This window comes from Microbacterium sp. CSI-V (assembly GCF_001984105.1).
In the GTDB taxonomy this organism is placed as follows: Bacteria; Actinomycetota; Actinomycetes; order Actinomycetales; family Microbacteriaceae; genus Microbacterium.
The window spans coordinates 484,102-496,625 of the sequence record NZ_MTQM01000009.1 but is presented as its reverse complement, the minus strand read 5'-3'; the positions used below and the strand labels follow the sequence as shown (position 1 = coordinate 496,625).

Genomic DNA, 12,524 nt, shown 5'->3' with positions numbered 1-12,524 from the left:
CATCGCCTGGAAGCGTGGCGGCACTCAGGCGACGGCGCGTTCGAGCCGCGGCTCGGCGGCGATCTGCGACACGCGGACGCCCAGGTGGGCGGCCAGGGCGTGCACGTCGTCGACGCCGGCGCGACGCGCGCAGTCGATCGTGATCTCGGCGCACGCGACGGCGTCCGCGAGGGCGTCGTGGTGTGCGAAAGGCGAACAGCCGGCCTCGGCGGCGACGAGGGGCAGGCGGTACGAGTCGAGCGTGTAGGTCTTCCGCGACATCTGCACGCTGCAGAGGTAGCGGTAGGGCGGGCACTCGTCGCCGGTCACGCCGCACGCGCGGCGCAGGACCGACATGTCGAAGCCCGCGTTGTGCGCGACGAGCACGTCGGCCCCCGCGAACGCCGTCAGACGTGCCAGCTGCGTGGACCAGTCCGGTGCGTCCACGACGTCCGCGGGGCGGATGCCGTGAATGCCGACGTTGATCGGTGCGAAGGTGTCGTGGCCGGACGGGGGCTTGATGAGCCACGCGGCGGTGGCGACGACGCGACCACCCCGGACGCGGGCCAGCCCCACCGCGCATGCGGACGCACCACTGGAATTCGCCGTCTCGAAGTCGATCGCGGTGAAATCCAGTGCCACGCCTCCACCCTGCGTCGCGCTCCGCGCGGTGCCGCGGAGGCGCGCCGCGATTCACCCGGGGCCGTCCGGCGGAGTCCGTCGATGACACGCCGTGTTGTGGCATCCGGGGTCGTCATGGCGGGCCCGGACTCCGCGGCACGACTCGCCTCGAACACCCGGCGTAGGGTCGAGGGCATGACGGAGAGCCGGAAGTCGACGTCGTTCGGGCAGGCCGCCGCAGCCTACGAGTCGGGGCGGCCGGAGTATCCCGCCGCGGCGGTGGAGTGGATGCTCGCGCCGGTCCGCGAGCCGGGCCGGGCCCTCCGCGTCGCCAACGTGGGAGCGGGGACCGGAAAGCTCACGCGCGCCGTCGTTGAACTCGGCGCCGATGTCGTCGCGATCGACCCGGATGCCACGATGCTGGCGTCGCTCCAGGAGAACGTGCGCGGCATCCCGACGTTCGCCGGCACGGCGGAGGATCTGCCGCTGCCGGACTCCGGTCTCGATGCGCTGGTCATGGGGCAGGCCTGGCACTGGGTGGACCCGGACGCGGGATCGCGCGAGGTCGGACGCGTCGTGAGGTCGGGGGGAGTGCTCGGGCTGGTCTGGAACATCCGGGACGAACGCGTCGAGTGGGTGCGGCGCCTGACCGACGCGATGGGCGCGTCGCACGGCGAACGGCTCATCGCCGCGGGCGGTCCGCGGATCGCGGAGCCCCTGATCGATCTCCAGCACCGGTCGTGGACGTGGAGCCGCCCCATCACCCTCCCGCAACTGCGCGATCTCGTCTTCTCCCGCAGCGACGTCATCACGGCCAGCCCTGAGGAGCGCGCCCGCATCGACGCCGAGGTCGACGGGGTCGTGGCATCCGTCCCGGGACTCGCCGACGGGGGAGCGGTCGACCTGCCCTACGTCACCCACGCCTACCGCGCGAGACGCCCCTGACGCCGTGGGGGCGGCGCGGGCCGGGTAACCTGGACTCCCGTGGCTCTTACCATCGGAATCGTCGGCCTTCCCAACGTCGGAAAGTCGACCCTCTTCAACGCCCTGACCAAGAACGACGTGCTCGCGGCGAACTACCCGTTCGCGACGATCGAGCCGAACGTCGGGGTCGTGAACCTTCCCGATGCGCGCCTGCAGCAGCTCGCCGACGTGTTCGGCAGCGAGCGGCTCGTCCCCGCCGTCGTGTCGTTCGTCGACATCGCCGGGATCGTGCGCGGCGCGAGCGAGGGCGAGGGCCTGGGCAACCAGTTCCTCGCGAACATTCGTGAAGCGGATGCCATCGCCCAGGTCGTCCGCGGATTCGCCGACGACGACGTGGTCCACGTCGACGGGCAGGTGAACCCCGCGAGCGACATGGAGACGATCAACGCGGAGCTGCAGCTCGCCGACCTCCAGACGCTCGAGAGAGCGATCCCGCGCTTCGAGAAGGAGATCAAGGGCAAAAAGCTCGACCCCTCCGTGCTCGAGGCCGCCAAGGCCGCGCAGGATGCGCTCCAGCGGGGCGTGCTGCTGTCGGCATCCGGTCTGGATCTGTCGCCGATCCGCGAGCTGGGCCTCCTCACCGCGAAGCCGTTCATCTTCGTCTTCAACGTCGACGAGGCCGTCCTCACCGACGAGGTCCGCAAGGCCGAGCTTGCGGCGCTCGTCGCACCGGCGAAGGCGGTCTTCCTGGATGCCAAGATCGAGTCCGAGCTGATCGACCTCGACCCCGAGGATGCCGCCGAACTGCTGGCGTCCACGGGTCAGGACGAGTCGGGTCTCGACCAGCTCGCCCGCGTCGGCTTCGACACGCTCGGTCTGCAGACCTACCTCACGGCGGGTCCGAAGGAAGCGCGCGCGTGGACGATCCCGAAGGGCGCCAAGGCGCCGCAGGCGGCCGGCGTCATCCACACCGACTTCGAGAAGGGCTTCATCAAGGCCGAGGTCATCTCGTTCGCCGATCTCGTCGAGCTCGGCTCGGTCGCCGAGGCCCGCGCGAAGGGCAAGGCGCGGCTCGAGGGCAAGGACTACGTCATGCAGGACGGCGACGTGGTGGAGTTCCGCTTCAACAACTGAGCGTTCGTCGAATCCGGAGTCGGATCGGCATCAGTAGTGGTACCGCGCCTGCAGGACAGTCACGTGGGCGTCGTCAGTGATGTAGACGAGACGATTGGCCTCGTCGATGCGGCGCGACCATGCGCCGGCAAGAGCGTGTTTCAGCGGCTCCGGCTTGCCCATCCCCTCGAACGGGTCGTCGCGGAGGATATCCGCGATGAGTAAGTTGATGCGTCGAAGCGTCTTGCGGTCCTGCGTCTGCCAATACAGGTAGTCCTCCCACCCCTCAGCAGTCCAGGCGAGTGAGAGATGGCTCACGGCTCGATCAGGTCGCGCTCTTGGACATCTCCGGAACGTGCACTGTCGAGGGCGCTCAGTAGCCGGCGGGCGTTCTCGGGCGAACGCAGCAGGTAGCTCGTCTCGACGAGGGAGTCGTACTCGTCCTTCGACATGAGGACGGCCGACCCGCGCTTCGATGTGATCTCGATCTCTGTGTGGTCGAGATTGACGCGTTCGATGAGACCGAAGAGGTCACGTCGTGCCTCGCTCGTGGTGATCGCCATGTTGATCTCCCGCCAGGTGGTACGAGATATGGTACCAGTGGGCGCGGGAGCCGCGCCCGTCGATTCGCCCCTGGCGCAGCCCCCTTCGCCGGTGCCACCATCGGGCATGACCTACGCCGTTGTCTCCGTGCACTCCCCGAAGCCCGAGCACCGGGCTGCCGTCATCGACTCGATGCAGCGCTACAGCCGGGTCGCCCGTGAACAGGTGGGTCTCGAATGGACCGGTGTGGTCGACGACGGCAGCGGTCGCCTGGTCGGGATCGCACTGTGGGCGTCGGAGGAGGCCGCGGTGGCCGCGCGACCGGCGCTGATGGCGGAGGTCGGCGACGACCCGTTCGAGACATGGGACCAGCGAGCGATCGACGGGCTCCGCGGCGTCGTCGTCTGACGAGGGATCGGCCCGGGGGACACCGGGCTCGGCGCTTCGCTAAAGTCAGCGCGTGCACTCCACCCCCGCGGTCGCACCCGACCCGCACCTCGACCGCCGCGGCCGCGCGCGAGCCATTCTCGCCGGATCCGTGCCGAACCTCGCCCAGTGGTTCAATCTGTACGTCTACGCGATCTTCGCGCCGTACTTCCGGACCGAGTTCTTCGACGCGCAGTCGCCCGACTCGCTGATCTACGTGTACGCGCTGTTCGCCGTGACGTTCGTCGTGCGACCGGTGGGCTCGTGGCTGTTCGGCAAGCTCGCCGACACGCGGGGGAGGATGGCGGCACTTGTGGCCGCGGTCGCCCTCATGTCGGCCGGATCGCTCGCTCTCGCGATCGCACCGACCGAGCGCGCGGTCGGGGGATGGGCTGCCGTGATCCTCGTGGTCGTGAGCATCGTGCAGGGGATCGCCGCCGGGGGAGAGTACGCGGCCGCCACCGTGCTGCTGTCGGAGTCCGGCACCCGGGGGCACCGCGGATTCTTCGCGTCCTTCCAAGGGGCGACCATCGTCGGTGGCCTGGTGCTCGCGCAGGGCTCGCTTCTGGTGCTCCTGCTCGTCGGTGATCGCGCCTCCGTGTCCGAATGGGGCTGGCGGGCCGCCTTCGTGGTCGGCGGCCTCGCGGGCCTGGCATCGCTCGGGTGGGCACGCGGACTTCGGCATCCGGGATCCACCGCGCGCGCGGCGACACCGACGGCGCCCTCGACGACGGGGGAGTTGCTCCGCTCGTACTGGCGTCCGCTCGTGTGGGTGATGCTCCTCACCGCCGGAGGGAGTGCGGCGTTCTACACCGCCACGGTCACGGTTCCCTCCCTCTTCCGCGAGACGGCTTTCGGCGCGGGCGGTGCGCCGGCGGAACTGGCGATCACGGGCGTCGTCTTCGCGGCCTTCGTCGTGCTCATGCTCCTGCAACCGCTCGGCGGGGCGCTGAGCGACCGGATCGGCCGGAAGCCTCTCCTCATCGCCTTCGCCGCGGCAGGCGTCCTCGGCGCGGCCTTGCTCGTGTCGACGGCCGCTCGAGTGACGACACCCCCGGTGGTGTTCGGCATCCTCGTTCTCTCGTTCGCCGTTCTGACCTGCTACCTGTCGGTCAACGGCATCGCCAAGGCGGAGGTCTTCCCGGCCCACATCCGGGCCCTCGGCGTCGGCCTCGGCTACGCGGTGGCGAACTCGCTCTTCGGCGGCACTGCCCCGTTGATTTATCACGCGACGGCAGGCGGAGTCGGATTCCTCGTGTACCTGACCGTGCTTCTCGGGGTGACGCTCGTCGCTGCGCTCGCGATGCGCGGGGGCGTCGCCACGGCGCTCGATGCATTGGGAGGACGAGCGTGAGTTCCCCCGCAGTGCCCGCGCGGATCAGCCTCCGAGCTGCCCCGGGTGCGTCAGCCGCCACCACAGCGTCGGCGGTTCCAGATCGCCGACGACCTGCAGGTCCGACGAGACGCTGTGCGGGCCCGCCGTCCACGTGACCGTTCCGACCTTCTCGCCGTCGGCCCAGGTCTGCGGCTGAACGATCTGCACGGACGGCGTGATCGGCGTGTCCGACCAGGTCCGGATCGCCGCGGTGCGCGTGAGCACGACGTGCGCCTCTGCTCCCCACGCGGTCGTGATCGTGCCGAGATCCTGGCCGGGCGAGGCGACCGCGACGTCGTGGAATCCGGCCTGCACGCTCTTCAGGAACGCCGCCACGTCTTCATCGGTGGAGTCGTGTGTGGCGCCGCCGAGCCGTACGCCGGTGATCTGCAACGGTGCCTCGACCCCGACGTCGAGCAGCGAGCTGAACAGAAGATTGAACGTCCCCTCGCCGAGGTTGCCGGTCTTGAGACCCCGCACCCCCGCGGTGCCGAGGAGGTCGTTCGTGTTCGTCACGAAGCCCGGTCCGTTCGGAAGTGAGATCGAGGGGAGCGCCACGATCGCCGCGATAGCGGGGTTGGACTCGGCGATCTTGCCGAGGGCGAGGAGGTCGCTCGGCGTCGACGTGTTGCGGTCGTCGAGGCCGGTGGCATCCACAATCCGGGTCGAGGTGAGGCCGTTCGCGTCGAGCCACGCGCGGGCCGCGTCCACGTAGGCGCCTTCGGAGCCGTACCCCCAGCGCGCCAGGGCGACCGCGTAGTTGCTCGCCGAGGGGAGCAGCATCGTGGCCAGCGCGTCGTGGAGGGACAGCGTCGTGCGATCGGGCATCTTCGCGATCGTCGCGCCGAGCACGTAGAACTGGTCGTAGAGGTCGGTGTCCGCCTCCGTGAACGCCACGGTCGGGCCCGGATCGTCAGGCCCGTCGAGGGGATGCCGGTCCAGGACGACGAGCGCGGTGATGAGTTTGGCGACGCTCGCGATCGGACGCGGGTCATTGCCTCCGGAGGTGGCCCACGCACCGTCGGAGTCGGCGCCGAGGTACTGCTCTCCGCCCACCACGCTCACGCGCATCGACCCCGATGACGGCAGGCGCACGGTGGCGGCCTCACCCGCGGTCACGCCCGGGGATTGTGTCGCCAGCGTCGGCGCCGGGAGCGGGGCGCTGGACGCCCACCACACGTACCCTCCGGCACCGCCGAACACCGCGAGGATCGTCACCAGCACCACCATGAGCGCAATGCGACCGGCTCTGCCGGAACCGGATGCCGCCGGTGCCTCGTCCATCAGATCGGAGAACCGATTCAGCTCGTCCGTGCCATCCTGCGTCTGCCCCATGTGATCCCCCGCGTCGAACCCTAACCGTTCGTGGGACGAGATCGGAGCACACCGTCCTACAGGCGTTCGGCGAACACCACGTGGTTGTCGAGATAGGAGCCGGCATCCCGGTCGAAGATGCCTCCGCACGTGATGACCCGGAGCTCGTCGCGCGCGGTCGCGCCGAACACGCGGGCCGTGGGAAACGCGGCCTTCGGATAGTCCGCGGTCTCTGTGACGCGGTAGCCGTGCACGCGCCCCTCGGCGTCGTACACCTCGATGACGTCGCCCACGGACACTTCGTCGAGTCGCTGGAAGACCGCGGGGCCGGTAGGGGAGTCCACGTGCGCCGCGATCACTGCCGGGCCCGTCCCGCCCGGACGCCCGCCGCCGGTGAACCAGCCGACGTCGTCGTAGTCGACGGGCACTTCCATGGCGCCGTCCGCGGCGAGCCCGAGCTCGATGAGCGGCTCATCGAGACCGAGCACGGGGATGCGGACGCGGGTCGGGTCGGCGGCCGTGACAGACGCAGGTGCCGCGCTCGCCGCTGCGGAAGCGGGGGTCGGCCTCGGCGCCGCGTCGGAGGGCGCGACGATGGTTGGTGCGGCGTCGGTCGCGGCGCCCGCGCACCCGGTGCAGATCCACACCGCCGCGAGTGCGAGGACGCGCGCACCGCGCAGCGGTCGTCTGCTCGAGACGACGCGCTGCGCGCCACGCGACGGCGAGGTCACCGCGTCGAGACCGCGCGGCGACGGTGCAGGACGACAGCCCCGGCGGCCAGAAGACCCGCACCGCCGAGAGCCGCCGAGACGACGAGCGGAGCCGTGCCGGCCTCGACGGATCCGCCGGCACCGGTGTCGACGCCGCCCACGGGGATCTCGGTGAGCTGACCGCGAACGACACCGGCCGGCGAGCCGACGGTGTGCGAGTCGCCCGTGAACCCGCTCGGGTTGGCCTCGATCTGCGCGAGCGAGAACCCGTCGCCGGTGTCGGCACCGTTCGCCTGGACGCCGGTGGTGAAGGGGCCCTGGAGGCAACCGGACGAGGTCCGCGGTCCATCGCCGGCGGGGGTCGGGTTGGGGAACGCGATGCGCGGCGGTCCGGCCTGACCGACCGCGGCCTCGTGGATGTGCGTGGCGGTCTTGGCGGGGCTCTGGTAGTCGCCCGTCACGCCCTCGAGCCGGATGTCGTAGCAGATGATGTCGAGTTCGGAATTGATGCGGAACGTGAACGTCCCCGTCGCGCCGGCCTCGCCGGGGGTCGCGACGCCGTCGTTGTTGATCACCTGGTCGGGGGTAGCCATGACCGTGAATGCGCTCGTGAACTCCGCCGGCTCAGCGACTTCGGTCTCGGCGTGTGCCGGCGTGCCGAACGCGAGGAGCGCCACACCCGCGAGGGCACCGATCGCGAGGGGGCGGGCGTACGTCTTCTTCGTCATCATCGTGCCTTTCGATCGGGACCCTCGTGGGCCGCTTGCGGGGTGTACGTCGGCGACCGCCCGCGCGTTCATCCGTCGCGCAGCGTCGGTGGTGAACGTTTCCCGCCTCGCGGACGTATCTCTTGCCGAGGGACGGCGCTTCGCTGCCGATAGCCTCGGAGAGGACGGGCGATGAGCTGGACACCCGCGGAAGACGAGGGAGCCCGCATGCCGATGGCGCGACGGCATCCGACTCCATTCGATGTCCGCAGCGCCTTCCGGGAGCATGGCGGCTCGCTGCTGGGGTACGCCGTGAATGCGCTCCGCGATCGGCCGCTCGCCGAGGACTGCGTGCAGGAGACCTTCCTCCGGGCCTGGCGGGCGCGCGACCGGTTCGATCCCGGTCAGGCCTCGACGAGGACCTGGCTCTTCTCGATCGCCCGCAATGTCATCGTCGACGTGCTGCGTGCCCGGGCGCGCCTGCCATTGCTCGGCGATGACGCCGAACTCGAGCACCGGGCCGTCGAGGCCATCGACCCCCTGGAACGGCTGCGCATGCTGGAAGCGCTGTCCGCGCTGAGCGAGGCGCATCGCACGGCCGTCGTCGCCGTTCACCTTCACGGGCGCTCGTACCAGGAACTCTCGGATGCCACGGGCGTCCCGGTGTCCACATGGCGCACCCGCACTTTCCACGCGCTCCGTACGCACCTCGAAGAACTGGAGGACTCCGATGCGCACTCCCGATGACCGGTGGGCCGAACTCGTCGCCGCAGCGCTCGCCGGCGAGCTCAGTGCGGCCGAGACCGTCGAGTTCGACGAACTCCGCCGCAACGATCCTCGGCGTGGGGAGGAGTACTCGAGCTTGCAGGGGGTCGCGCAGCGCCTGCGCCACGGCGATGTGACCTGGGTGGCACCGAGGGACACATCGGAGCTGGAAGACCGGATCCTGGCATCCATCCAGAGGGAGAATGCCGTCGGCGCGGCGCCGTCGCCCGGCGCGCGTGTCGGCACTCGTCGCAGGCGAGCGTGGCTCACCCCGCTCGTGGCCGCGGCGTGCCTCCTGATCGGTATCGTCGTCGGCGTGAACAGTGCGGGGGCGTTCACTCCCGCGATCCCGGTAGGCCCGCCCGGAACCCTCGGTGCGCTCGAACAGATCCAGGTCAGCGACGACACGGCCGGGGTCGACGTCGACGCACAGCTGGTGGCGCATACCTGGGGCACGGAGGCCTACCTTGAAGCCCGCGGGTTGAACGTGGGCCGAACGTACGAGCTGGTGTTCGTCGCGGCCGACGGGGAGACGTTCACCGCGGGAGAGGTGCTCGGCTCGGAGGTCCCGATCGTTTGCCGAATGAATGCCGCGGTGCTGCGCGGTGACACCGTGCGGATGGAACTGCGCGACGGCCCGGACGTGGTGGTCGCCCACGCGGACCTCCCGCGGGTCTGACCGCTTCCTCACCCGTGCCGGAAGGTCAAGCCCCCCGGCCGTCCGAGGAACCGCGCCTACCGTGGCGTCATTCGGGAAATACCCGGCCACCAAGCGGAGGGAGTCGACATGGGACTCGACGACAAGATCAAGAACACCGCAGAGGACCTCGCCGGCAAGGCGAAAGAAGGCTTCGGCAAGGCCACCGGCAACGAGCGTCTCGAAGCCGAGGGTCAGGCGGACCAGTCGAAGGCCGACCTCAAGCAGGCCGGCGAGAACGTCAAGGACGCCTTCAAGTAAGCGGTCCTCCGAACGCCCCGACCACGCCGGTCGGGGCGTTCGTCGTTTCCGGGCTCCGGGATCGGGATAATGGCCGGATGACCGATGTCGCCGCGTCCGTGACCACCGCCGTGTCCGGAACCCCCGTCGTCCTCCGCGCCCACGGCTATGAAGCCTCGATCGCGAGCGTGGGCGCCTCCCTCCGATCCCTGACCCACGAGGGGCGCGACCTCGTCGTACCGTTCGACGCCGACGAGGTGCGCCCGTACTTCCGCGGCGCGACCCTCGCCCCGTGGCCGAACCGCGTCGTCGACGGCGTGCATCGTTTCGGCGGTGGAGAGCACCGGCTCGCGTTGACCGAGCCGAATCGCGGCCACGCGCTTCACGGACTCCTCGGGTGGGTGGACTGGGACGTCGTCGACGGTGACGACGCCTCCGTGACCCTCACCGCAACGGTCCCCGCGCAGGACGGCTACCCGTGGTGGGTCGAGGTGACCACGACATACAGCCTCGGCGCGGACGGGCTGACGCAGACCGTCCGCGCCACCAACCGGTCCGAGACCCCCGCCCCGTGGGGAACCGGGCCGCACCCGTACCTGGTCGCCGGTCCCGCACCCCTCGACGCGTGGACGTTCGCGCTGCCCGCCGACACCGTGCTCGAGGTCACCCCCGATCGTCTCGCGCCGGTGGGCGTGGCATCCGTCACCGTCGATGCCGAGCGGTTCGACTTCCGCGCTCCGCGGGAGATCGGCGAGGTCGAGATCGACCACGCGTTCACCGACCTGACCCGGGATGCCGACGGGCAGGCGACCGTGACGCTCACCGACCCGTCGGGCACGGGTGTCGCGATGACGTGGGACGCGGGATGCGCGTGGGTGCAGATCCACACCGCCGACCGTCCCGAGGGACCCGACCACCCGGCGCACCGCGCGGGACTGGCCGTCGAGCCGATGACGTGCGCCCCCGACGCCTTCAACGACGACGCCTACGACTTCGCCACCGGTGTCGTGGCTCTCGCCCCGGGTGAGAGCCACGAAGTCGGCTGGACGATCTCCGCGCGCTGAGACGAAGAACGCCGCCCCGGTCATCGGACCGGGGCGGCGTCGTTCCGCGTGGATCAGACGACCTGCGCGCCGCACATGCCGCAGTCGCCGCCGGCCGAGACCTCGACGAAGCAGTCGGGGCACATCGCCCGCGTGGGGCGATCGGTGACGGGCGTGGGCTTGGGGGACGCGGTGCGTCGCTCCGCCCGCGGTGTCGACGCACGGGTCTTCTTCAGCTCGATCGGGGCGGGTGGCGCGGGCGCCGGCGCCGGCTTGTGCGCGTCGCAGTAGAACCGGACGAATCCGCCGTGGTGCTTCGGGTGGCGGTGCTTGACCGCCCACAGCTCGGTGCGGTCGAACAGCTCACCGTCGGCTCCGCACCCGACGCAGCGGGTGGGCTCACCGGGCACGACATCGGCGACGACGACGGGTACGTCGAAGGCGATGGCATCCCGCCAATCCGCGGACGAGACGATCTTCATGGGGGACCCTTCTTCGGCGGTTCGGGCCGCCTCCCTCTCAACGGTACGCGCCCTCGGAGGGACGCGGGGACGTCCGTTGCGTACACAGGGGGTGGACAGCGCCGGAGAGCCCCCCGATAGGTTGGAAGGAATTCCCCCCTGCGTCGCCTCGGGCGGCGCCCATCGAAGGAGAAGCATGGAAATCGCCGCTCTGGGGGCGATCGGTCTCGTCGTCGTCATCGCTCTCGTCGTCGTCATCGTCGTCATCCTGATCATCGCCGGGCTCATTCGCGGCTGGTATCGCGTGGCCAAGGCGGACGAAGCCCTGGTCATCGTCGGAAAGCGCCAGAAGGCCGCCGACGGGAACTCCTCGCGCATCACCGTCATCACCGGCGGCGGCGCCATCGTGAACCCCCTCACTCAGCGCGGCGAGATGATCTCGCTGCGCGCCCGTCAGATCAAGATGGAGCCGACGGCGCAGTCGTCCAACGGCGTCACCGTGAACGTCAGCGGTGTGGCCCTCGTGAAGATCGGATCCGACCCCGAATCGGTGCGCCGTGCCGCCGAGCGCTTCGCATCCCAGGACAAGGCCATCGAGCAGTTCACGACGGAGCAGCTCGAGGGCGCGCTCCGCGGCGTCGTCGCGACGCTGACGGTCGAAGAGCTCATGCGCGACCGGCAGCGGCTGTCGGACCAGATCGCCGAGGGCATCAAGGCGGACCTGTCGTCTCAGGGCCTGATCCTGGATTCGTTCCAGATCCAGGGCGTCACCGACAGCAACGGCTACATCGCGGCGCTCGGTGCCACCGAGGTCGAGCGCGTCAAGCGCGAGGCGGAGGTCGCGCGCATCAACGCGGTGCGCGAGATCCGCGCGCGGCAGATCGCCACCGACGAAGCGAACCTCATCGAGCAGACCGCGCTCGACAAGAACAGCGCCGCGGCGAAGGCCGAGGTCGGCCGCGCGAACGCGGAGGCCGAGCAGGCCGAGGCGCTCACGCGCGCGGAGCGCCGCCAGGCCGTTCTGCAGCAGGAGGCGCAGAACACCCAGGCGCGCCTGGAGTCCGAGGTCGCCCGCGTCGCCGACGCCGACCTGTACCAGCGGCAGAAGGATGCCGACGCCGAGGCCTACGCGCAGGTCAAGGCCGCGGAGGCCCGCGCACAGATCGCCGAGCAGGAAGCCGCCGCCGTCCGCGTGCGCGCCGAAGCCGACGCCCAGTCGGTGCGTCTGGCCGGTGAGGCGCGCGCCGAGGCGATCCGCGCCGAGGCGGAGGCTCTCTCGCACAACCAGGAGGCCCTGCTCGCGCAGCGTGCGCTCGAGGCCCTAGTGCCGATGATGGCCGAGTTCGCCAAGGGGTACGACCGTGTCGGCAACGTCACCGTCCTCGGCGGCGATGGCGCCAGCGGTCACCTCGCGGCGGAGTCGGCGGCGGGACTGCGGTCGTCGTTCGAGGCCGTGCGCGCGGCGACCGGCATCGACCTGACGGCGATCATCCAGGGGCGCGCCGTGGCCGATGCGTTCGCCGACGCGTCGCGGCGCCCCGCCGAGCCGGAGACGGTCGCGGCGGCGACGTCGGCGCCGACGGCGTCCGAGCCCGGCGCCTGACGG

16 protein-coding genes are annotated in these 12,524 nt (G+C 70.6%); 9 read left to right on the top strand and 7 right to left on the bottom strand.

All coding sequences use genetic code 11. The features are described 5' to 3' along the window. Positions 1 to 24: 24 nt before the first annotated feature. Positions 25 to 621: a 3'-5' exonuclease gene (locus CSIV_RS13120; RefSeq protein ID WP_077051828.1), complete on the bottom strand. Its 597-nt coding sequence runs from the start codon at positions 619 to 621 to the stop codon at positions 25 to 27. A gap of 174 nt (positions 622 to 795) precedes the next feature. Between CSIV_RS13120 and CSIV_RS13115 the strand changes: the two genes are divergently transcribed. Together CSIV_RS13115 and ychF are read left to right on the top strand one after the other, a co-directional pair. Further along, complete coding sequence (locus tag CSIV_RS13115) at positions 796 to 1,545, top strand: class I SAM-dependent methyltransferase (RefSeq protein ID WP_077051827.1); 750 nt, start codon at positions 796 to 798, stop codon at positions 1,543 to 1,545. 39 nt (positions 1,546 to 1,584) lie between these two features. After that, complete coding sequence (gene ychF / locus CSIV_RS13110) at positions 1,585 to 2,658, top strand: redox-regulated ATPase YchF (protein WP_077051826.1); 1,074 nt, start codon at positions 1,585 to 1,587, stop codon at positions 2,656 to 2,658. A 30-nt stretch (positions 2,659 to 2,688) separates the two neighbouring features. Here ychF and CSIV_RS13105 read toward each other — a convergent pair whose 3' ends face one another. Continuing rightward, on the bottom strand, positions 2,689 to 2,955 hold the full coding sequence (locus CSIV_RS13105; protein ID WP_077051825.1) for a Txe/YoeB family addiction module toxin: 267 nt from the start codon (positions 2,953 to 2,955) through the stop codon (positions 2,689 to 2,691). After that, positions 2,952 to 3,200: a type II toxin-antitoxin system Phd/YefM family antitoxin gene (locus CSIV_RS13100; RefSeq protein WP_077051824.1), complete on the bottom strand. Its 249-nt coding sequence runs from the start codon at positions 3,198 to 3,200 to the stop codon at positions 2,952 to 2,954. Before CSIV_RS13100 ends, CSIV_RS13105 begins: the two co-directional genes overlap by 4 nt. Positions 3,201 to 3,306: 106 nt before the next feature. Here CSIV_RS13100 and CSIV_RS13095 point away from each other — a divergent pair, with 106 nt between their 5' ends. Then, positions 3,307 to 3,588, top strand: coding sequence for a hypothetical protein (locus tag CSIV_RS13095; RefSeq protein ID WP_077051823.1), 282 nt, complete (start codon positions 3,307 to 3,309; stop codon positions 3,586 to 3,588). A 52-nt stretch (positions 3,589 to 3,640) separates the two neighbouring features. Then, a complete protein-coding gene (locus CSIV_RS13090) occupies positions 3,641 to 4,960 on the top strand; it encodes an MFS transporter (RefSeq protein ID WP_077051822.1) in 1,320 nt (439 codons plus the stop codon). A 24-nt stretch (positions 4,961 to 4,984) separates the two neighbouring features. On the opposite strand, the gene CSIV_RS13085 is transcribed toward CSIV_RS13090, so the two are convergent. From CSIV_RS13085 to CSIV_RS13075, 3 genes are read right to left on the bottom strand one after another with little or no spacing between them, the layout of a single operon-like run. Next, positions 4,985 to 6,316 (bottom strand): D-alanyl-D-alanine carboxypeptidase family protein, encoded by a 1,332-nt coding sequence (locus CSIV_RS13085; protein ID WP_077051821.1) that lies wholly within the window; start codon positions 6,314 to 6,316, stop codon positions 4,985 to 4,987. 56 nt (positions 6,317 to 6,372) lie between these two features. Beyond that, positions 6,373 to 7,026 (bottom strand): class F sortase, encoded by a 654-nt coding sequence (locus CSIV_RS13080; RefSeq protein ID WP_139340708.1) that lies wholly within the window; start codon positions 7,024 to 7,026, stop codon positions 6,373 to 6,375. Then, positions 7,023 to 7,733 (bottom strand): CHRD domain-containing protein, encoded by a 711-nt coding sequence (locus CSIV_RS13075; protein ID WP_077052656.1) that lies wholly within the window; start codon positions 7,731 to 7,733, stop codon positions 7,023 to 7,025. Before CSIV_RS13075 ends, CSIV_RS13080 begins: the two co-directional genes overlap by 4 nt. Before the next feature lie 171 nt (positions 7,734 to 7,904). On the opposite strand from CSIV_RS13075, the gene CSIV_RS13070 reads away from it, so the two are divergent. The 4 genes from CSIV_RS13070 to CSIV_RS13055 all read left to right on the top strand — a co-directional run bounded on the left by CSIV_RS13070 (position 7,905) and on the right by CSIV_RS13055 (position 10,478). Further along, entirely contained in the window at positions 7,905 to 8,459 is a 555-nt protein-coding gene (locus CSIV_RS13070; protein ID WP_077051820.1) for an RNA polymerase sigma factor, read from the top strand. After that, the gene (locus CSIV_RS13065; protein ID WP_077051819.1) at positions 8,443 to 9,156 is read left to right on the top strand and encodes an anti-sigma factor; all 714 of its coding nucleotides are present in this window, start codon (positions 8,443 to 8,445) and stop codon (positions 9,154 to 9,156) included. The genes CSIV_RS13070 and CSIV_RS13065 overlap by 17 nt, the downstream gene beginning before the upstream one ends. Positions 9,157 to 9,264: 108 nt before the next feature. Continuing rightward, entirely contained in the window at positions 9,265 to 9,435 is a 171-nt protein-coding gene (locus CSIV_RS13060; RefSeq protein ID WP_077051818.1) for a CsbD family protein, read from the top strand. 77 nt (positions 9,436 to 9,512) lie between these two features. Beyond that, positions 9,513 to 10,478, top strand: coding sequence for an aldose 1-epimerase family protein (locus tag CSIV_RS13055; RefSeq protein ID WP_077051817.1), 966 nt, complete (start codon positions 9,513 to 9,515; stop codon positions 10,476 to 10,478). Positions 10,479 to 10,531: 53 nt separating this feature from the next. On the opposite strand, the gene CSIV_RS13050 is transcribed toward CSIV_RS13055, so the two are convergent. Then, on the bottom strand, positions 10,532 to 10,939 hold the full coding sequence (locus CSIV_RS13050) for a glucose-6-phosphate dehydrogenase (protein WP_077051816.1): 408 nt from the start codon (positions 10,937 to 10,939) through the stop codon (positions 10,532 to 10,534). Positions 10,940 to 11,114: 175 nt separating this feature from the next. Here CSIV_RS13050 and CSIV_RS13045 point away from each other — a divergent pair, with 175 nt between their 5' ends. After that, complete coding sequence (locus tag CSIV_RS13045; RefSeq protein WP_077051815.1) at positions 11,115 to 12,521, top strand: flotillin family protein; 1,407 nt, start codon at positions 11,115 to 11,117, stop codon at positions 12,519 to 12,521. The last annotated feature ends 3 nt before the right edge of the window (positions 12,522 to 12,524 follow it).